This window comes from Pseudomonas sp. NPDC087697 (assembly GCF_044743155.1).
In the GTDB taxonomy this organism is placed as follows: Bacteria; Pseudomonadota; Gammaproteobacteria; order Pseudomonadales; family Pseudomonadaceae; genus Aquipseudomonas.
In genome coordinates this window covers 1-18,623 of record NZ_JBIUVW010000021.1, presented here as the reverse complement: position 1 = coordinate 18,623, position 18,623 = coordinate 1, and the positions used below count along the sequence as shown (strand labels likewise).

Annotated in this window: 19 protein-coding genes; 9 read left to right on the top strand and 10 right to left on the bottom strand. The window is 61.0% G+C overall.

The window, feature by feature from the left end; all coding sequences use genetic code 11:
- Nucleotides 1-127: 127 nt before the first annotated feature.
- Nucleotides 128-454, bottom strand: a complete 327-nt coding sequence (locus ACIPIN_RS16020; RefSeq protein ID WP_401120108.1) for a DOPA 4,5-dioxygenase family protein — start codon at nt 452-454, stop codon at nt 128-130.
- 40 nt (nt 455-494) lie between these two features.
- Complete coding sequence (locus ACIPIN_RS16015) at nt 495-1,445, bottom strand: choline sulfate utilization transcriptional regulator (RefSeq protein ID WP_401120106.1); 951 nt, start codon at nt 1,443-1,445, stop codon at nt 495-497.
- Nucleotides 1,446-1,559: 114 nt separating this feature from the next.
- Between ACIPIN_RS16015 and betC the strand changes: the two genes are divergently transcribed.
- The 3 genes from betC (at nt 1,560) to ACIPIN_RS16000 (ending at nt 5,735) form a co-directional block, all read left to right on the top strand.
- The gene (gene betC, locus ACIPIN_RS16010) at nt 1,560-3,074 is read left to right on the top strand and encodes a choline-sulfatase (protein WP_401120105.1); all 1,515 of its coding nucleotides are present in this window, start codon (nt 1,560-1,562) and stop codon (nt 3,072-3,074) included.
- A 15-nt stretch (nt 3,075-3,089) separates the two neighbouring features.
- Nucleotides 3,090-4,022 (top strand): choline ABC transporter substrate-binding protein, encoded by a 933-nt coding sequence (gene choX, locus ACIPIN_RS16005; RefSeq protein ID WP_401120104.1) that lies wholly within the window; start codon nt 3,090-3,092, stop codon nt 4,020-4,022.
- A gap of 144 nt (nt 4,023-4,166) precedes the next feature.
- Nucleotides 4,167-5,735, top strand: a complete 1,569-nt coding sequence (locus tag ACIPIN_RS16000) for a SulP family inorganic anion transporter (RefSeq protein WP_401120103.1) — start codon at nt 4,167-4,169, stop codon at nt 5,733-5,735.
- A gap of 122 nt (nt 5,736-5,857) precedes the next feature.
- Here ACIPIN_RS16000 and aroE read toward each other — a convergent pair whose 3' ends face one another.
- Nucleotides 5,858-6,679 carry a shikimate dehydrogenase gene (aroE, locus tag ACIPIN_RS15995; RefSeq protein WP_401120102.1) on the bottom strand — a complete coding sequence of 274 codons (822 nt, stop codon included), beginning with the start codon at nt 6,677-6,679 and terminating at the stop codon, nt 5,858-5,860.
- Between the two features lie 104 nt (nt 6,680-6,783).
- A complete protein-coding gene (hemF, locus tag ACIPIN_RS15990) occupies nt 6,784-7,692 on the bottom strand; it encodes an oxygen-dependent coproporphyrinogen oxidase (protein WP_123427047.1) in 909 nt (302 codons plus the stop codon).
- Between the two features lie 179 nt (nt 7,693-7,871).
- On the opposite strand from hemF, the gene ACIPIN_RS15985 reads away from it, so the two are divergent.
- Entirely contained in the window at nt 7,872-8,849 is a 978-nt protein-coding gene (locus ACIPIN_RS15985) for an NADPH:quinone reductase (RefSeq protein ID WP_401120101.1), read from the top strand.
- A 112-nt stretch (nt 8,850-8,961) separates the two neighbouring features.
- Here ACIPIN_RS15985 and ACIPIN_RS15980 read toward each other — a convergent pair whose 3' ends face one another.
- From ACIPIN_RS15980 to ACIPIN_RS15970, 3 genes are all read right to left on the bottom strand, one after another.
- Nucleotides 8,962-9,519, bottom strand: a complete 558-nt coding sequence (locus ACIPIN_RS15980) for an L-threonylcarbamoyladenylate synthase (RefSeq protein WP_401120100.1) — start codon at nt 9,517-9,519, stop codon at nt 8,962-8,964.
- Between the two features lie 67 nt (nt 9,520-9,586).
- Nucleotides 9,587-10,690: a DNA-processing protein DprA gene (gene dprA / locus ACIPIN_RS15975; RefSeq protein WP_401120098.1), complete on the bottom strand. Its 1,104-nt coding sequence runs from the start codon at nt 10,688-10,690 to the stop codon at nt 9,587-9,589.
- Between the two features lie 80 nt (nt 10,691-10,770).
- Nucleotides 10,771-11,796, bottom strand: a complete 1,026-nt coding sequence (locus tag ACIPIN_RS15970; protein ID WP_401120097.1) for a LysM peptidoglycan-binding domain-containing protein — start codon at nt 11,794-11,796, stop codon at nt 10,771-10,773.
- 171 nt (nt 11,797-11,967) lie between these two features.
- Here ACIPIN_RS15970 and def point away from each other — a divergent pair, with 171 nt between their 5' ends.
- The 5 genes from def (at nt 11,968) to ACIPIN_RS15945 (ending at nt 16,658) form a co-directional block, all read left to right on the top strand.
- The gene (gene def / locus ACIPIN_RS15965) at nt 11,968-12,474 is read left to right on the top strand and encodes a peptide deformylase (RefSeq protein WP_401120096.1); all 507 of its coding nucleotides are present in this window, start codon (nt 11,968-11,970) and stop codon (nt 12,472-12,474) included.
- Nucleotides 12,475-12,540: 66 nt separating this feature from the next.
- Nucleotides 12,541-13,500 (top strand): methionyl-tRNA formyltransferase, encoded by a 960-nt coding sequence (gene fmt, locus ACIPIN_RS15960; RefSeq protein ID WP_401120094.1) that lies wholly within the window; start codon nt 12,541-12,543, stop codon nt 13,498-13,500.
- The gene (rsmB, locus tag ACIPIN_RS15955; RefSeq protein ID WP_401120092.1) at nt 13,497-14,807 is read left to right on the top strand and encodes a 16S rRNA (cytosine(967)-C(5))-methyltransferase RsmB; all 1,311 of its coding nucleotides are present in this window, start codon (nt 13,497-13,499) and stop codon (nt 14,805-14,807) included. The genes fmt and rsmB overlap by 4 nt, the downstream gene beginning before the upstream one ends.
- Before the next feature lie 23 nt (nt 14,808-14,830).
- Nucleotides 14,831-16,204: a Trk system potassium transporter TrkA gene (gene trkA / locus ACIPIN_RS15950; RefSeq protein ID WP_401120091.1), complete on the top strand. Its 1,374-nt coding sequence runs from the start codon at nt 14,831-14,833 to the stop codon at nt 16,202-16,204.
- A 139-nt stretch (nt 16,205-16,343) separates the two neighbouring features.
- Complete coding sequence (locus tag ACIPIN_RS15945) at nt 16,344-16,658, top strand: tetratricopeptide repeat protein (RefSeq protein ID WP_401120090.1); 315 nt, start codon at nt 16,344-16,346, stop codon at nt 16,656-16,658.
- Between the two features lie 16 nt (nt 16,659-16,674).
- Here the strand turns inward: ACIPIN_RS15945 and ACIPIN_RS15940 are convergent, their stop codons facing one another.
- From ACIPIN_RS15940 to ACIPIN_RS15930, 3 genes are all read right to left on the bottom strand, one after another.
- Nucleotides 16,675-16,914 (bottom strand): PilZ domain-containing protein, encoded by a 240-nt coding sequence (locus ACIPIN_RS15940; protein WP_054594888.1) that lies wholly within the window; start codon nt 16,912-16,914, stop codon nt 16,675-16,677.
- A 115-nt stretch (nt 16,915-17,029) separates the two neighbouring features.
- Nucleotides 17,030-17,917 carry a lysophospholipid acyltransferase gene (locus tag ACIPIN_RS15935; RefSeq protein ID WP_401120088.1) on the bottom strand — a complete coding sequence of 296 codons (888 nt, stop codon included), beginning with the start codon at nt 17,915-17,917 and terminating at the stop codon, nt 17,030-17,032.
- A 51-nt stretch (nt 17,918-17,968) separates the two neighbouring features.
- A complete protein-coding gene (locus ACIPIN_RS15930) occupies nt 17,969-18,532 on the bottom strand; it encodes a DNA-3-methyladenine glycosylase I (RefSeq protein ID WP_401120086.1) in 564 nt (187 codons plus the stop codon).
- Between the last annotated feature and the right edge of the window lie 91 nt (nt 18,533-18,623).

Here is an 18,623-nt window from a genome sequence, read left to right as displayed (position 1 = left end):
GCGAAGCGGCCCCAACTTCAACAACCTGGTTACATCAGGTAAAACGAGGTTGCTGGATTGCGACTGCTACGCAGTCGAGCGGGAGCAAGCTCCCTCGCCACAGGTTTGTACTGTGCTCAACAAATGCTCAAAAAATCGACAAATCCAATGGCCGGATCGCACCCATCCAGATCGCATGGTCGGTGTGGTCGGCCAGGTCGTCGCCCGTGTCCGGGTGCAAAAACACCACCAGGCCTTTGCGATTGAGTGTCAGCCATGGCAGCACTTCACCCAGTTGCTCCGGCGCAAAGGCCAGTTGGCAACTCCAGTCCGGGTGCGGGCCGACCGGCCGTTCGTGCACCCGACCCATCTTCAACGGAAACAGCTGCGCAGCCTGCTCACACAGGGCTCGCGCCTGATCGATGGTGCTCGCGTCGAAGTAAACGTGGGCGTGGTAGCCCTTGATCCGCTGCATAGTGTTCTCGTGTCTCGGGATTCATTCCCCACCCGCAACGCTACACCGCAATCGACGGCAGGGCCAAGCCAGTCAGTGATTCAGCACTGCTGGCCTGTTCGGTCATCAGCCAGTCGACGAACTGCTGAATCAGCGCGCTGCGGCGTTTGCGCTGGGGCAGGACCACGTAATAGCCGAAGCTCGACATCGCCGTCTCGGCAATCGGTCGGCACAACAAGCCTTGCGCCAGCAAGTTATCCACAAGGTGCCGCCAACCGATGGCCACGCCCTGGCCGCCAATCGCCGCTTGAATCAACAACGTGTAGTTATCGAAGCGCAGCTGCCCCGGCGCGGGTGGTGTGGCAATGCCCAACACGCGGAATACGCCGCTCCAGTCGAACCAGTGGCTGCTGTTTTCGCCACGTAGATGCAGCAGCGGCAATTCCTGCAAGGCGTGGGCGGGCAGGGGCACGGTGCGCTCCTTGAGCAGCAGCGGACTGCACACCGGGAACACTTCTTCGCTGAACAGCCAATGGCTTTCGCCTTGTTTGAAACGCCCATCGCCAAACAGCACGGCCACGTCGATGTCGGTGCGCAGCATGTTGTGGCTGCGTTCGCTGGTAACCAGGCTGACGTCTACGTGTGGATTAGCCTCATGAAAACGGTGCAGGCGCGGCATCAGCCAATACGCGGCGAAGGCGAAGTCGGTGGCCACCTGCAACACCTCGTGCTGATGCTGGGCGCTGATCGCATTCAGCCCGGCATCGATGCTCTGCAAACCGGCCTGTACCTGTTCGAACAGAATCGCCCCGGCTTCGGTCAGCTCGATGCCTCGGTAGATGCGGTCGAACAGCCGCGTGCCGAGTTGCTCCTCCAACCGTTTGATCTGCTGGCTGACAGCCGGCTGCGTGGTGCCGAGCTCTACTGCCGCTGCCGTGAAGCTGCGATGACGCGCGGCAGCTTCGAAAGCGCGGAACAGGTCCAGGGACAAATCACCAAGGGCGTCATACATAAGCTGTGCTTATCCTAGTCATTGCCGTGCATGGGCTTTACCGCCAAGTGTGTGGGCTACATCATCGATCACAGCACTTTCGCATAACTGCTCACTATGGAATGCCGCGATCACATGAAGCGCAAGAACATTCTTTTCATCATGGCCGATCAAATGGCCGCGCCCCTGTTGCCGTTCTACGGTTCATCGCCAATCAAGCTGCCCAACCTGAGCCGCCTCGCTGCGCAAGGCGTGGTGTTCGACGCCGCGTATTGCAACAGCCCGTTGTGCGCACCTTCGCGTTTCACCCTGGTCAGCGGCCAGTTGCCGAGCAAGATCGGCGCCTACGACAACGCGGCGGATTTTCCTGCGGACGTGCCGACCTATGCCCACTACCTGCGGCGCCTCGGCTACCGCACCGCGCTGTCCGGCAAGATGCACTTCTGTGGTCCGGATCAGTTGCATGGCTACGAAGAGCGCCTGACCAGCGACATCTACCCGGCCGACTACGGCTGGGCAGTTAACTGGGATGAACCGGACGTACGCCCGAGCTGGTATCACAATATGTCCTCGGTGTTGCAGGCCGGGCCATGCGTGCGCACCAACCAGCTGGATTTCGACGAAGAGGTGGTGTTCAAAGCCCAGCAGTACCTGTTCGATCACATCCGCGAAGACGGCGATCAGCCGTTCTGCCTGACTGTGTCGATGACTCACCCACACGATCCGTACACCATTCCCAAGGCCTTTTGGGATTTGTACGACGACAAAGACATCCCGCTGCCGGAAACCCCGGCGCAGAACGAGCTCGATCCGCATTCCCAGCGCCTGCTCAAGGTTTACGACCTGTGGGACAAGCCACTGCCTGTGGATAAAATTCGCGATGCGCGCCGCGCCTATTTCGGTGCGTGCAGCTATATCGACAGCAACGTCGGCAAACTTCTGCAAACCCTAGAGGATACGGGGCTGATCGACGACACCGTCATCGTCTTCTCTGGCGACCACGGCGACATGCTCGGCGAGCGAGGGCTCTGGTACAAAATGCATTGGTTTGAAATGGCCGCCCGCGTGCCGCTGCTGGTCAGCGCACCAGGGCAGTTCGCGGCTGGGCGAGTCAGTGCCGCTGTGTCCACCGCCGACCTGTTGCCAACCCTGGTGGAACTGGCCGGCGGCAGCCTGGAAGCCGGTTTACCACTGGACGGTCGCTCGCTGGTGCCGCACTTGCAGGGGCAGGCCGGGCACGACGAAGTGTTTGGCGAATACATGGCCGAAGGCACGATCAGCCCGCTGATGATGATCCGCCGTGGCGCGTACAAATTCATCTACAGCGAAGACGACCCGTGCCTGCTCTTCGACGTGCACAACGATCCGCACGAACAGGAAGAACTCAGCCAATCCGCGCAACATCGTCAGGTGTTCGAGGATTTTCTCGCCGAGGCGCGGGCCAAATGGAACATCCCGGCGATCCACCAACAGGTACTCGCCAGCCAGCGTCGACGACGTTTTGTCACTCAGGCGCTGACCCTCGGCAAGCTGAAGAGCTGGGACCACCAGCCGCTGGTCGACGCCAGTCAGCAGTACATGCGCAACCACATCGACCTCGATGATCTGGAGCGCAAAGCACGTTATCCACAACCCTGCCAAAACCAATAACGTAAGGGGAAGAACATGCAAAGGTTATCCACAGTACTGACGGCGGGGCTGCTGGCCTTGAGCAGTGTGTCGGCCTACGCCGAGCAAAGCTGCGACACGGTGAAGATGGCGGACCCGGGCTGGAGCGACATCGCCGCGACCAACGCCATTACCGGTTTCCTGCTTGAGGGCATGGGTTACAAGGCCAAGGTCGACACCCTGGCGGTACCAATCACCTTTGGCGGGCTCAAGGACGGCCAGGTCGACGTGTTCCTGGGTAACTGGATGCCGGCGCAGCAGGGCTTCTACGACAAGTTCGTGGCCAATGGCGATGTCACCCAGCTGTCGAAGAACCTCGACGGCACCGAGTTCACCCTGGCCGTGCCGGACTACGTGTGGGACGCTGGTGTGCATGACTTTGCGGACCTGAACAAGTACGCCGAGCTACACCCAAAAGAAGTTGATAAAAAGATCTACGGCATCGGCTCCGGTGCCCCGGCGAACATCTCGCTGCAAGAGATCATCAAGAAGAATGATTTCAACCTCGGCCAGTGGAAGCTGGTCGAGTCCAGCGAACAGGCGATGCTCGCCGAAGTGTCCCGCGCAGTGAAAAAGCAGAAGTTCGTGACCTTCCTCGGCTGGACCCCGCACCCAATGAACGTGCAGCTGAAAATGCATTACCTGAAGGGCGGCGAGAAATACTTCGGCGACACCGGCAGCGTCCACACCCTGACTCGCAAGGGTTATGCACAGGCCTGCCCGAACGTCGGCAAGCTGCTGACCAACCTGAGCTTCACCCAGGAGATGGAGAACAGCATCATGGCCGAGGTGGTGAACAAGAAAGTCAGCAACGCCGACGCGGCGAAGGCGTGGATCAAGGCTAATCCGGCTATCCTCGATAAATGGCTTGATGGCGTGAAAACGGCGGACGGGAAAGACGCGTTGCCAGCCGTAAAGGCCAAGTTGTAGTACCTCCTGTGGGAGCGGGCTTGCTCGCGAAGGCGGTGAGATAGCCAATGGGCATGTCGACTGACACACTGCTTTCGCGAGCAAGCCCGCTCCCACAAGTCCGAGCCTGATACTCCATCGCCAAAACCCCAACCAAGAGGCACCATGGCAATCCCCAACCGCCATAAACTCTTCCCCTTTCTCAGCTGGCTGCCCCGGCAAACCCGTGCCAGCGTCGGCCGCGACCTTGTCGTCGGCCTCAGCGGGGCGATTCTTGCGTTGCCTCAATCCATTGCTTACGCATTGATCGCCGGGTTACCCGCCGAATACGGCTTGTACGCCGCCATCATTCCGGTGTTGATCGCCTGCCTCTGGGGTTCCTCCTGGCATTTGATCTGCGGCCCGACGGCGGCAATCTCCATCGTTCTTTACGCCAGCGTCAGTCCCTTGGCTGTGCCCGGTTCCCAGGACTACGTCACGCTGATCCTGCTGCTGACCTTCCTCGCCGGTATTTTCCAGTGGCTACTGGGCATGTTGCGCTTCGGTGCCTTGGTGAACTTTGTTTCGCACTCGGTGGTGCTGGGTTTCACCCTCGGTGCGGCGGTGGTGATCGCCCTCGGGCAGTTGCCGAACCTGTTGGGGCTGGATCTGCCGAATCAGGCCACGGCGCTGAACAGTCTGGTGTCATTGATCGGCGACATCGGCGCGCTGGATAAACCGTCGCTGGCGCTGGGCCTCGGCACGCTGGCGGTGGGCGTTGCGCTGAAACTGCTGGTGCCGCGCTGGCCGAGCCTGCTGATCAGCCTGATCTTCAGCGGCCTGCTGGTGTGGTTGTGGCCATCGATGTTTGGTCATGTGAAGTTGGTCAGCTCGTTCGTGGGCCGGCTACCGCCATTGCGCCCGTTGCCGCTGGATCTGGACCTGGTATTGCGCCTGCTGCCCAGCGCGGTGGCGGTCGGCATGCTCGGGCTGGTCACCAGCCTGTCGATTGCCCGCTCGTTGTCGGCGCGTTCGCAGCAGTTGCTCGATGCGAATCAGGAAGTCCGCGCGCAGGGGCTTTCGAACATTGTCGGCAGCTTTTTCTCAGGCTCCTTGTCGGCTGGTTCCTTTACCCGTTCGGGTTTGAGTTATGAAGCGGGCGCCTGTTCACCGCTGGCCGGGGTGTTCTCGGCCCTTTGGGTGGCGTTGTTTGCGGTGGCTGGGGCGGCGCTGATTGCGCATATCCCGATTCCGGCCATGGCCGGGAGCATTCTGCTGATTTGCTGGGGATTGGTGGACCATCGCGGCATTCGCGCGTTGTTCCGGGTCAGCCGCGCCGAGTTCGTGGTGATGGCGCTGACCTGCGTCGCCACGTTGCTGCTGGAGCTACAGACGGCGATCTACGCCGGCGTGCTGGTCTCGTTGTTTTTCTACCTCAAGCGCACCTCGCAACCCCGCGTGCAGCAATGGAGCGAAGGCGATGAAGAGATTCTACGGGTCGGCGGCTCGATCTTCTTCGGCGCCAGCCACTACCTGCAAGTGCGCCTGCAACGCACTCAAGGTCTGAAAGTGGTGATCGAAGCGCAGTACATCAATTTCATCGACTATTCCGGCGTGGAGATGCTGCACCAGGAAGCGCGACGACTGCTCAGGCAAGACCGCAGCCTGATCCTGCGCCGGGCGCGGGGGCATGTGGTCGAGGAATTGATAAAGCTCGAAGGGCCGGAGAAATGTCCGATCCGGTTTGAGGACTAAACCACCATCCCATGGGAAACACCGTCCTGTGGGAGCAAGGCTTGCCTGCGATGAACGATAACGCGGTCTGTCAGATTAACCGCGTCGCGCCCATCGCGGGCAAGCCTTGCTCCTACGGGGGGTTACGCCGCCAGTTGGCGGCGGAGTTCGGTCAGCACCGGTGCGGTGTCCGGGCGCACGCCGCGCCACAGGAAGAACGCTTCGGCGGCCTGTTCGGCCAGCATCCCCAGGCCATCCATCGACACCGCGGCGCCGTGTTCGCTGGCCCAGCGGCAGAACGAGGTGGGTTCCTTGCTGTACATCATGTCGTAGCAAACGGTCTTGCCCGGTTCGATCAGGCTGCTGGCAATCGGCGGTACATCGCCTGACAGACTGGCCGACGTCGCATTGATGATCAGGTCCACCGGCTCACGCAGCCAGTCGAAACCACTGGCGGACACCGGGCCGAGATCGGCGAACAGTTCGGCCAGCAATTCGGCCTTTTCCACCGTGCGATTGGCGATGATTACCGACGCCGGTTGCTCGGCCAGCAACGGCTCCAGCGCGCCACGCACCGCACCACCAGCACCCAGCAGCAGAATGCGTTTACCGCGCAGGTTGAACCCGGCGTTGACCGTCAGGTCCCGCACCAGCCCGGCGCCGTCGGTGTTGTCGCCCAACAGGCTGCCATCCGCCAGTTTGCTCAAGGTGTTGACCGCACCGGCCCGCTGGGCCCGTTCCGTCAGGCTGTTGGCCAGACGATAGGCTTCTTCCTTGAACGGCACGGTGACGTTGGCGCCACGGCCTTCGCGGAAAAACTCCGTGGCACAACCGGAAAAATCATCAAGTGGCGCCAGCAAGGTGCTGTAGTCCAGTTGCTGAGCAGTCTGCTTGGCAAACAGGCGATGGATCAACGGTGATTTGCTGTGGCCAATCGGGTTACCGAATACGACGTAACGGTCCATCAGGATTCCTCGTTCGTGTAGGAGCTGGCGCGGCCTGCGATCTGTTCAAGGCGTTGCATCGATTTAGATCAAAAGATCGCAGCCTTCGGCAGCTCCTACAGGGGTTAAGCCAACCAATCGCGGTCTTGCAGGAAGTACTCGGTCAGGCGCGCTTCTTCGCTGCCAGGCTCGGCCTTCCAGTCGTAACCCCAGCGCACTTGCGGTGGCAGCGACATGAGGATCGACTCGGTACGCCCGCCCGATTGCAGGCCGAACAACGTGCCACGGTCGTAAACCAGGTTGAACTCGACGTAGCGCCCACGGCGGAATTCCTGGAATTCGCGCTGCTTCGCGGTGAAGGCTTGCGCCTTGCGACGCTGGACGATCGGCAGGTAAGCGTCGATGTAAGCGTCGCCGATAGCACGCATGAAGGCGAAGCAGGTGTCGAAGTCCCACTCGTTCAGGTCATCGAAGAACAGACCACCGATCCCCCGGGGCTCGTTGCGATGCTTGATGTGGAAATAGCTGTCACACCAGTCCTTGTAACGGCTGTAAACGTCCGGCCCAAACGGCGCGCAGGCCTGCGCGGCCACACGGTGCCAGTGCACGCAGTCTTCTTCATTGCCGTAGTAAGGGGTCAGGTCGAAGCCGCCGCCGAACCACCAGACCGGCTCTTCGCCTTCTTTCTCAGCGATGAAAAAGCGCACGTTGGCGTGGGACGTCGGCACATGCGGATTGTGCGGGTGAATCACCAGCGACACACCGAGGGCTTCGAAGCCGCGCCCGGCCAGTTCAGGCCGATGGGCGCTGGCGGATGGCGGAAGACCGCTACCAAAGACGTGGGAAAAGTTCACGCCACCCTTCTCGATGACCGCTCCGTTTTCAATCACCCGCGTGCGACCGCCACCACCGGCAGGCCGGGTCCAGGCGTCTTCGACGAAGCGAGTACCACCGTCTTCGGCTTCCAGCGCGGCACAAATACGGTCTTGCAGGTCGAGCAGGTAGGCTTTAACGGCCTCGGTGCGGGTAGTCATGGCATCACCTTGAATCGGGCAAAGCTACGCGGCGCTCGATCAGAACGGCGGCCGGCGCAAATGGGCGCGTAGCATAACACTGCACTCGTGACCGTCGCAGTTGACGAAGATCAAGCTTAGGAGTCCGATAGGGACCTTCGCCGAAAGACTGACGGCAAACACACCCAAGGAGAGTGCAGATGGCCAAACGTATCCAGTTCCGTGCCCATGGCGGCCCCGAAGTGCTTGAGTATGTGGACTTCCAACCGGCCGAGCCTGGCCCTCAGCAGGTGCGCGTCAGTAACAAGGCCATCGGTCTTAATTTCATCGACACCTATTTCCGCAGCGGCCTCTACGCACCGCCGGCCCTGCCATCAAGCCTGGGCTCGGAAGGCGCGGGCGTGGTCGACGCCGTGGGCAGCGGCGTCACGCGTTTCAAGGTCGGTGACCGCGTGGCCTACGGCAGTGGCCCGCTGGGTGCTTACAGCGAGATGCATGTGTTGCCACAAGACAATCTGGTGCATTTGCCGGACGCCATCAGCTTCGAACAGGCCGCGGGCGTCATGCTCAAAGGCCTGACCGTGCAGTACCTGCTGCGTCAGACCTATGAACTCAAGGGTGGCGAAACCATTCTGTTCCACGCCGCTGCCGGCGGTGTCGGTTCGCTCGCCTGCCAGTGGGCCAAAGCCTTGGGCGTGAAGTTGATCGGCACTGTCAGCTCGCCGGAGAAAGCCGCGCTGGCAAAATCCCTCGGCGCCTGGGCAACCATCGACTACAGCAAGGAAAACGTCGCACAGCGCGTGCTGGAACTGACTGACGGCAAAAAGTGCTCGGTGGTCTATGACGGCGTCGGCAAAGACACCTGGCTGACCTCGCTCGACAGCGTGGCGCCACGCGGGCTGGTGGTGAGCTTTGGCAACGCGTCGGGGGCGGTGGACGGGGTGAACCTGGGGATTCTCGCCGCGAAGGGCTCGCTGTACGTGACCCGGCCAACCCTGGGGACTTACGCCAACAATGCCGAGAATCTGCAAACCATGGCCGATGAGCTGTTCGGGATGATCATCAGCGGCAAGCTCAAAGTGGACATCAGCCAGCGTTATCCACTGGCTGAAGCGGCGAAGGCACACATTGAGCTGTCGGCACGGCGTACCACTGGCTCGACGGTGTTATTGCCTTAAGATCGCCATCGCGGGCAAGCCTTGCTCCTACAGGTCATGTGTCGTTCGCATCATCGCGGGTCGATACAAACTGTAGGAGCAAGGCTTGCCCGCGATGAACGATGACGCGGTCTCACGCCGGGCGCACAACCTTGCCGGTCGCCAGATCGCGAATCAGACTCGGATTTTTGCGCCCACCCAGGTTACCGCCCAGCACCAGGTCGATTTGCCCACGGAAATACTGCTCGACGCGAATCCGTGTGCGCGCCGCCGGCCGGCCTTGCGGGTTGGCTGAAGTCGACACCAACGGCCCGACCAACGTACACAAGTCCCGCACTAGCGGGTGATCGCTGACCCGCAGCGCCACGGTCTCGTGCACCCCGGTGATCCATTGCGGCAGCATGTTTTGATGGGGCACCAGCCAGGTGTTCGGCCCCGGCCAGGTGCTGGCCATGCGATCCATCCACAGTTCCGGGAAGTCTTCGAACAGGAAGTCGAACTGGCGAATGTTGTCGGCAATCAGGATCAAGCCCTTTTCCACCGAACGGCCCTTGATCGCCAGCAAGCGATACACCGCCTCTTCGTCCCACGGGTCGCAACCCAGGCCCCAGACGGCTTCGGTTGGATAGGCAATCACCGCCCCTGCGCGAATTTCTCGTGCGGCTTGTTGCACACGCCAACTGTTGACCATTACCGACTCTCCAAAATAAGGCTGTGCGCAGTTTACCGATCTTCCTTATAAAACCCAGCGTATGAACCTAGCTTAGGCGCGCAAACCAGCGCCCGCCTTCAGACACCGCCCGGCCGTCCATTTCAAGCTCCGTGAGCGCTGCCAATACCTTCGGCAACGCCCAGCCAGCCGCGTCTGCCAACGCCTCGCTGGTATGCGGAGCGGCAAACAGCAGGCACAGCAACGGATGATCGATGGGCACCGAAGCTTCTGTGGATAACGGCAGATTCTGCCAACCGCGCAGACCTTCGAGGATATGTTCGATGGTTTCCACCAACACCGCGCCATCGCGGATCAACTGGTGACAACCACGGGCGCCGGGATGATGGATGGAGCCGGGAATCGCATACACCTCACGCCCTTGTTCCGCCGCCAGCCTTGCGGTGATCAACGAGCCACTGGCGACGCTGGCCTCAACCACCAGCACGCCGAGGGACAAACCACTGATAATCCGGTTGCGGCGCGGAAAGTTGCTGGCCTGCGGTCCGGCGTCCAGCGGGAACTCGGAAACCACCGCGCTGCCTTGGGCAATCATCGCGTCGGCAATGCGTCGATTGCGCTGTGGATAAAAATTTTCCAGGCCAGTGCCGAGCACCCCGACGGTCTGCCCGCCCACGTCCAGCGCGGCCTGATGCGCCGCCGCATCGATGCCCAGCGCCAAGCCGCTGGTGATGACAAAACCGGCACCTGCAAGGCTGCGGGAAAATGCCGCTGCGGTGTCCATTCCCGGCCTCGATGCGCGTCGGCTGCCGACCATCGCCAGCTGCGGTTTTTCCAGAATGCCCGGATCGCCCGCGACAAACAGCAGCGGCGGCGGATCACTGATTTCTGCCAGCAGCGCCGGGTAGCCCGGTTGGTCAAACATCAGTAAATACTGGCCCTCACGCTCAAGCCAGGCCAGTGCATGGTAGGCGCCATCGCGAATTTCGGGGCTGCGTCGGGCTTCTGCACACGTCGCCGGCAACCCCAACGCGCGCCAGGCACTGGCCGGTGCGCTGATGGCTTTTGAGGCCGAGCCAAAGGCTTCGAGGAGCTTTTGAAAACGTCGTGGACCGAGCTCCGGGAGACGATGCAAACGCAAACGCGCTTCCAGTTCCGCCGGTGAAACCTGCGTAGGTGCGAACAGTGGCATAAGATCATCCTTGATCGTTATTGGTCGTGTTGAATCAGGAACAAGCTGTGGATAAGTCTGTTGGTAACTTGTTGAGTCTTTTACGGATTACGCACTTTATCCATCACCGCCAGGGAGCGCGAAGCGTTGAGCACCAAGCCATAACTGAGCTTTTCGTAGGTGCGGAAGATCATCAGCAAACCGGCGCGCTCATCCGGGATTTTCACTTGCTCGCCCGTCACCCGGTCACGCACGGTTTCACCGGTTTTCATCACCACCAGCACGTTGCCTTCGGCCAAACCGTCGCGCTGCCCCTTGTTCAGGGTCACCACGTCGAGCACGCCGATCTGTGTAACGCCTCGTGGCACGTCGATGATCAAGCCGTGAATATCGGTTTTTGGTGCGCTGGGCATGAAGGTCGAGTTGATTGCCCGTTCTTCGCCACTGAACAAGCGGTCGCCGAGACGAACCTCCTGGGTCGTACGTTGCAAGGCGAGGGTCGCGACATCACCTTCGGTGGCGATGATCTCGCCGCCGCCGATGTCATCGGCGTTGATCCCCAGGAACTCTTTGCTTTGCGGGTCGCTGTAGACCTTGCCCTGGCGGAAGATGCCGTACACCGACTGCGCCGGGTCGAACCTGCCGCGTGCGTAGATGCGATCGCCCATGCCGCTGAGCACCCGTTCGGCGTCGCCGGCAACGATGTACGGCGCCTTGTTGAAGTCTTCGACGTTGTCGATGATGCGGTTGCTCAACAGGAAGCTGTTGATGGATCGCAGCGGAATACTCGGAATGGCGTCGGCCATCGGCGCGCTGCGCACTTGTGGCGAGAGCTTGAGGGTGCCCCGTGAAGCCCCGCGATTGAGGGTCAGACGCGGTTGGCCGTTGATATAGACCAGCGACAGCGAGTCGCCGGGATAGATCAGGTTGGGGTTTTCGATTTGCGGGTTGGCCTGCCAGAGTTCGGGCCATTTCCAGGGTTCGCGGAGGAATTTCCCAGAGATGTCCCAAAGAGTGTCACCCGCCACCACCGTGTAATGCTGTGGAAAACCTTCCTTGAGTTGCACTTGCCCGTGTGCGAAACCGGCCGAGGCCAGAAGCAGCAAGGCGAGTAGTGATTTCCTCATGCGGTGAATCCCTTTATTATGTGCATTCGCGTAGAACGCCAGAGCCCTCGTGGCTCGCTCCCCCCTTGCTAATGAAAAGAAGGGAGCTACGTTTTACAACGGTAGCCTGCATCTTCGGACCCGCCAGGCAATCGGCCCAGACTTTACTTCACACGTGCAGCAATTACGCTTATGGCTATTTTGAACATCCTCGAATTTCCCGACCCGCGCCTGCGTACTATCGCCAAACCAGTGGCCGTAGTGGACGACGAAGTGCGGCAGTTGGTCGATGACATGTTTGAAACAATGTATGAAGCACCCGGCATCGGCCTCGCGGCGACCCAGGTCAACGTGCACAAACGCATCGTGGTCATGGACCTTTCCGAAGACCGCAGCGAACCCCGGGTGTTCATCAACCCCGAGTTCGAAGTCCTGACCGACGAGATGGGTCAGTACCAGGAAGGCTGCCTTTCGGTACCGGGCTTCTACGAAAACGTCGACCGCCCGCAAAAGGTCAAGATCAACGCCCTGGACCGTGACGGCAAGCCATTTGAACTGATCGCCGAAGACCTGCTGGCGGTGTGCATTCAGCACGAATGCGACCACCTCAACGGCAAATTGTTCGTCGATTACCTGTCCACGCTCAAACGCGACCGCATCAAGAAGAAACTGGAAAAGCTCCATCGCCAGAACGCTTGATGCCCCTCCAAAGGCTTGCTGCGGCAAGCCTTTTTCTTTTCCGCGTGTTTTCAACCGAGAATTCCCATGACTGAGCCACTGCGCATCGTCTTTGCCGGCACCCCCGAATTTGCCGCCGAACACCTCAAGGCCCTGCTCGACAGCCCTTACGAGATCGTTGCGGTCTACACCCAACCGGACCGTCCGGCGGGCCGTGGGCAAAAGCTGATGCCGAGCCCGGTCAAGCAGTTGGCTCTGGAGCACAACATCCAGGTGTTGCAGCCGCCAACCCTGCGCAACGCCGACGCCCAGGCTGAACTGGCCGCGCTCAAGCCGGACCTTATGGTCGTCGTCGCCTATGGCCTGATTCTGCCGCAAGTGGTGCTGGATATTCCGCGTCTGGGCTGCATCAACAGCCACGCTTCGTTGCTGCCACGCTGGCGCGGTGCGGCGCCGATCCAGCGCGCTGTTGAAGCGGGCGACGCTGAAAGCGGCGTGACCGTGATGCGCATGGAGGCAGGCCTCGACACCGGGCCGATGCTGCTCAAGGTCACCACACCAATCAGCTGCGATGACACCGGCGGCAGCCTGCACGACCGTCTCGCCGAGATGGGTCCGCCAGCAGTGATTCAGGCGATTGCCGGTCTGACCGCCGGCACGCTGGAGGGCGAAGTGCAGGACGACAGCCTCGCTACTTATGCTCACAAATTGAACAAAGACGAAGCGCGCATCGACTGGAACCGTCCAGCGGTCGAGTTGGAGCGTCTGGTTCGCGCGTTCAATCCGTGGCCGATCTGCCACAGCACGCTCAATGGCGAAGCCTTGAAAGTCCTCGCTGCCAGCCTCGCCGAAGGCCAGGGCGCACCGGGCGAAGTCCTCAGCGCCAGCAAGGACGGCTTGATCGTCGCCTGCGGTGAACAGGCGCTGTGCCTGACGCGTCTGCAATTGCCCGGTGGCAAGGCACTGAACTTCAGCGACTTGTTCAACAGCCGTCGTGAGAAATTTGCCGTTGGCACTGTCTTGGGCCTTGCGGTGGACGCCCAATGAACCCGCGTCTGGCCGCCGCCAAGGCACTTGCCGCCGTCCTTAACGGCAAGGCTTCGCTGAACAGTTCGCTGCCGACGCAACTGGACAAGGTCGAAGACCGCGATCGCGGCTTCACCCAGGACCTGGCCTTCGGCACTGCGCGCTGGCAGCCACGTTTGTCGGCGCTGGCGGCCAAGCTGCTGCAAAAACCCTTCAAAGCCGCTGATGCCGATGTCGAAGCGCTGTTGTTGGTCGGCCTTTACCAGTTGCTGTACACCCGCGTCCCGGCCCACGCCGCCATCGGTGAAACCGTGGGTTGCGCCGACAAACTGAAAAAGCCTTGGGCCAAAGCCTTGCTCAACGCCGTGCTGCGCCGCGCCCAACGTGAAAGCGAAGCACTGCTGGCCGAGCTTGAGCACGATCCGGTGGTGCGCACCTCCCACCCACGCTGGCTGCAAAAATCCCTCAAGGCCTTCTGGCCCGAGCAGTGGGAAGCCATTTGCGCCGCGAACAACGCGCACCCGCCGATGATCCTGCGGGTCAACCGTCGTCATCATTCCCGCGATGCCTACCTCGCCTTGCTGAGCGATGCCGGTGTCGCGGCCAAGCCGTGTGTATTTAGCCAGGACGGCATCGTGCTCGACACGCCGGGCGATGTGCGCCAGTTGCCAGGTTTCGCCGAAGGCTGGATCAGCGTGCAGGACGAAGCCGCGCAACTGGCGGCGGATCTGCTGGACCTGGCGCCGGGCCAACGGGTGCTCGACGCGTGCTGCGCACCAGGCGGCAAGACCTGCCATATCCTCGAAGTCGAGCCAAAACTGGCCGGCGTGGTGGCCGTGGACCTGGAAGCCAAGCGCCTGGTGCGCGTGCGGGAAAACCTTGAGCGGCTGGGCCTCAGCGCCGAGTTGATCGCCGCCGACGGCCGCGACACTCAGGCGTGGTGGGACGGCAAGCCGTTCCAGCGGATCCTGCTCGACGCACCGTGCTCGGCGACCGGCGTAATTCGCCGGCACCCGGACATCAAATTGACCCGCCAGCCGGATGACATCGCTGCGCTCGCGGTGCTTCAAGGTGAGTTGCTGGACGCGATGTGGCCGACCCTCGAAGTCGGCGGCATTCTGCTGTACGCCACCTGCTCGACCTTGCCGACTGAAAACACCGAAGTCATCGAAGCCTTTCTCGCTCGCACATCGGGCGCTCGCGAACTCGACATCGCCAGCCAGGCCGGTATCAAGCAACCGCATGGCCGCCAGTTGCTGGCGCAAGAGGGCGGTCACGACGGGTTCTATTACGCCAAGCTGATCAAGATTGCCGCCGCGCGCGGTTAAGCGGATTTCAAGGGAGTGACCGGATGAAGATCATCATCCTCGGCGCCGGGCAGGTCGGCGGTACGCTGGCGGAACACTTGGCCAGCGAAGCGAACGACATCACCGTGGTCGACACCGACGGCGAACGCCTGCGTGACCTCGGTGACCGCCTCGATATCCGTACCGTGCAAGGTCGCGGCTCGCTCCCGACGGTGTTACGCCAGGCCGGCGCCGACGACGCCGACATGCTGGTGGCGGTGACCAACAGCGACGAGACCAACATGGTCGCCTGCCAGGTCGCGCATACCCTGTTCCACACGCCGACCAAAATCGCCCGGGTCCGCGAAGCTGCGTACCTGACCCGCGCCGGCCTGTTCGACAATGACGCGATTCCGGTCGACGTGTTGATCAGCCCGGAACAAGTGGTGACCCACTACATCAAGCGCCTGATCGAACACCCCGGCGCCTTGCAGGTCATCGACTTCGCCGAGGGCAAAGCCCAACTGGTGGCGGTCAAGGCTTACTACGGCGGGCCGCTGGTGGGACAGCAACTGCGTCAGTTGCGCGAACACATGCCGAACGTCGACACCCGCGTGGCGGCGATTTTCCGTCGTGACCGACCGATCCTGCCGCAAGGCGATACGGTGATCGAAGCCGACGACGAAGTATTTTTCATCGCCGCCAAAGCGAACATTCGCGCAGTGATGAGCGAAATGCGTCGGCTCGATGAAAGCTACAAACGCATTGTCATCGCCGGCGGCGGGCAGATCGGCGAACGGCTGGCCGAGGCTATCGAAAGCCGCTATCAGGTGAAGATCATCGAGATGAACCCCGCGCGCTGCCGCCACCTCTCGGACACCCTCGACAGCACCGTGGTGTTGCAGGGCAGCGCCTCGGACCGCGATTTGCTGCTGGAAGAGAACATCGCCGACGCCGATCTCTTCCTGGCGCTGACCAACGACGACGAAGCCAACATCATGTCGTCACTGTTGGCCAAACGCCTGGGCGCCAAGAAAGTGATGACCATCATCAACAACCCGGCCTACGTCGACCTGATCCAGGGCGGAGACATCGACATCGCCATCAGCCCGCAACTGGCGACCATCGGCACCTTGCTGGCCCACGTGCGCCGGGGCGATATCGTCAGCGTGCACTCACTGCGCCGCGGTGCGGCAGAAGCCATCGAGGCGATTGCCCACGGTGATGCGAAGTCGAGCAAGGTGATTGGCAAAGCCATCGAAAACATCGTCCTGCCGCCAGGGACTACCATTGGTGCGATCATTCGCGACGAAGAAGTGTTGATCGCCCACGACGACACGGTGATCGAAGCCGGCGACCATGTGATTCTGTTCCTTGTGGATAAAAAGCATATTCGCGATGTGGAGAAGTTGTTCCACGTGGGGTTGAGCTTTTTCTGATCCTGGATCTGAGTTGGCCAGACTGGCCTCATCGCGGGCAAGCCTTGCTCCTACAGAAGATGTGCGTTCTGCTCTTGTAGGAGCAAGGCTTGCCCGCGATGGCGATCTCGATAACCACACACAACTCAAGGTGCCGCCCATGATCGAATCCCTCGAAAAAATGCTCGCCAAGGGTGTGGATAACTCGTTGCTGCGCTTCGGTCTGGGCAAGGGTTACCTGGATCTGGGCGAAAACGCCAAGGCGGTCGAGCATTTCAGCCGGTGCGTGGCGTTCGATCCGAAGTATTCGGCGGCCTGGAAGCTGTTGGGCAAGGCTCATTTGGCACTGGCGGACCATGCAGCCGCCCGCCAGGCCTGGGAGCAGGGCCTGGAAGCCGCCCGCGCGCACGGCGACAAGCAGGCTGAAAAGGAAATGACGGTGTTTCTGAAGAAGCTTGACCGGTTGGGTAACTGATCAAAAAACGCTCAATTCAAAGGTAACGCAGGCCAATACCTTCAGCGTCGACCTGCACCACTTCCATGCGTACTCGCGGCGCACCGCACGGCAAACCCTGCACCTGACCATAGACCACCGCGCCCTTGGCCAACGCCGCGAGCGTCGGATGCTTCACGTAGACGCCGCTGGCGGAAAGGTTGCGAGTCTGGCCCAGGCACTCGCCGAAGCTCTCGTGCTGGATCTTGATTCGAAATGACTTACGGTGTTCGGACATCTTCTGCGTCCTTACGTGAACGGTTGTGGATAACTTTACGAACCAAGGCAGGATCAAAAGATCGCAGCCTACGGCAGCTCCTACGCAGGGTTATCCACAGATCATGCCAAGTGAATCAATACCAGCGTTCTTCGCCTGGCGGGCGTTTCTTGAAGCGCTTCATGCTCCACATATATTGGCTCGGGTAAGCCCGCACGTACTTCTCGACGATCTGGCTCATGGCCGCGCAGGACGTCTCGGTATCGGTGCTGTACATAGCCTCGGGCGCGGCTTCCAGGATCACTTTGTAGCCTGAACCGTCCGGCAGGCGCAGGGCGTGCAGGAAGACGCCGACCGCTTTACCGCCCGCGAGCATGTTCGGCACAAACTTGCTGGTCAGTGCCTGGGTAGCGAAGAAGGGCACGAAGATCCCGGCGGATTCGGCCGGTTCCGGGTCAGCCGGAATACCCACTGCACCACCTTTGCGCACTTCCTTGATGACGCTGAGGATGCCTTCCTTGGTAGAAGCTGCCACGCGGTTGCCCAATTGCACCCGCTGTTTGCGCAACAGTTCATCCACGGCTTTGAGCTTGGGCGGACGGTAGAAAATGATCGGTTTGCACTGGCTGCAATAGAAGTGGTTCAACACTTCCCAGTTGCCCAGGTGACTGGTGATGCCGACCACGCCTTTGCCGGAGGCGAGGGCGTCCTTGAGCACATCGAGGCCTTCGACTTCACGCACCAGATCGATGGAGCGCTGGGCCGGCCAGATCCAGGCGCAGGCGCTTTCGGTCAATGATTTGCCGATGTCCATCAGGCTCTGTCCCACTAAACGCTCGCGCTCGGCGGCGTCCATTTCCGGGAAACACTTGGCGAGGTTGATGCGCACCACGTCGCGGGAACGGTTGGGGGTTTTCCACATGACCCAGCCAATCGCCGCGCCTACGGTTTGCACCGCCCGCCACGGAAGCAGGGCAAACAACCGCAGAGCGCCTACCAGCAAGGCGCCTTTAAACTTATCCACAGGTCACTCCTGATCTTCTAATCCGACGTCATGATCCGTATCACGAGCCGGCTATTCTAACCGCCCACTGCGCAAGATGGCGTAGCGATCGCAATCGGTGGTGTGATCCATGACCATCCCCGAGGCCTGCATCAGGGCATAGCAAATGGTTGGGCCGACAAAGGTGAAGCCGGCTTTTTTCAGAGCTTTGCTCATTTCCACGGCGACCGGCGTCACGGCCGGCACTTCGCTGCGATCCTTGAAATGATTGATCTTCGGGACGCCGCCGACAAACGACCAGAGCAGCGCCACCGGGTCCTCCAGCGCCATCCAGGCTTGGGCATTGCGCCGGGCGGCATTGAGTTTGAGACGGTTGCGGATGATCCCCGGATCGAGCATCAAATCGTCGATTTCGGCGTCGCTCATCTGTGCCACGCGCTGCACATCGAAGCCGAACAGCACCTCACGGTAGCGTTCGCGTTTCCTCAGCACGGTGATCCATGACAGACCGGCCTGGAACCCTTCGAGCAAAAGCAACTCGAACAAACGCTGCGCATCGCGTAGCGGTACGCCCCACTCTTGATCGTGATAAGCCATGTACAGCGGATCTTCGGAACACCAAAAGCAGCGTGGCATAAGGCTCCAGGGGGCGTGCGGACGAACGAATCGGGTATACTCCCGCTCTTTAAATCGCAGCCCAAGAAACAGGTGAATTTCGTGAGCCAGC

Coding starts and splice junctions, on each gene's coding strand:
- ACIPIN_RS16020 (WP_401120108.1), bottom strand. CDS start 454: ATGCAGCGGATCAAGGGCTACCACGCCCACGTTTACTTCGACGCGAGC.
- ACIPIN_RS16015 (WP_401120106.1), bottom strand. CDS start 1,445: ATGTATGACGCCCTTGGTGATTTGTCCCTGGACCTGTTCCGCGCTTTC.
- betC (WP_401120105.1), top strand. CDS start 1,560: ATGAAGCGCAAGAACATTCTTTTCATCATGGCCGATCAAATGGCCGCG.
- choX (WP_401120104.1), top strand. CDS start 3,090: ATGCAAAGGTTATCCACAGTACTGACGGCGGGGCTGCTGGCCTTGAGC.
- ACIPIN_RS16000 (WP_401120103.1), top strand. CDS start 4,167: ATGGCAATCCCCAACCGCCATAAACTCTTCCCCTTTCTCAGCTGGCTG.
- aroE (WP_401120102.1), bottom strand. CDS start 6,679: ATGGACCGTTACGTCGTATTCGGTAACCCGATTGGCCACAGCAAATCA.
- hemF (WP_123427047.1), bottom strand. CDS start 7,692: ATGACTACCCGCACCGAGGCCGTTAAAGCCTACCTGCTCGACCTGCAA.
- ACIPIN_RS15985 (WP_401120101.1), top strand. CDS start 7,872: ATGGCCAAACGTATCCAGTTCCGTGCCCATGGCGGCCCCGAAGTGCTT.
- ACIPIN_RS15980 (WP_401120100.1), bottom strand. CDS start 9,519: ATGGTCAACAGTTGGCGTGTGCAACAAGCCGCACGAGAAATTCGCGCA.
- dprA (WP_401120098.1), bottom strand. CDS start 10,690: ATGCCACTGTTCGCACCTACGCAGGTTTCACCGGCGGAACTGGAAGCG.
- ACIPIN_RS15970 (WP_401120097.1), bottom strand. CDS start 11,796: ATGAGGAAATCACTACTCGCCTTGCTGCTTCTGGCCTCGGCCGGTTTC.
- def (WP_401120096.1), top strand. CDS start 11,968: ATGGCTATTTTGAACATCCTCGAATTTCCCGACCCGCGCCTGCGTACT.
- fmt (WP_401120094.1), top strand. CDS start 12,541: ATGACTGAGCCACTGCGCATCGTCTTTGCCGGCACCCCCGAATTTGCC.
- rsmB (WP_401120092.1), top strand. CDS start 13,497: ATGAACCCGCGTCTGGCCGCCGCCAAGGCACTTGCCGCCGTCCTTAAC.
- trkA (WP_401120091.1), top strand. CDS start 14,831: ATGAAGATCATCATCCTCGGCGCCGGGCAGGTCGGCGGTACGCTGGCG.
- ACIPIN_RS15945 (WP_401120090.1), top strand. CDS start 16,344: ATGATCGAATCCCTCGAAAAAATGCTCGCCAAGGGTGTGGATAACTCG.
- ACIPIN_RS15940 (WP_054594888.1), bottom strand. CDS start 16,914: ATGTCCGAACACCGTAAGTCATTTCGAATCAAGATCCAGCACGAGAGC.
- ACIPIN_RS15930 (WP_401120086.1), bottom strand. CDS start 18,532: ATGCCACGCTGCTTTTGGTGTTCCGAAGATCCGCTGTACATGGCTTAT.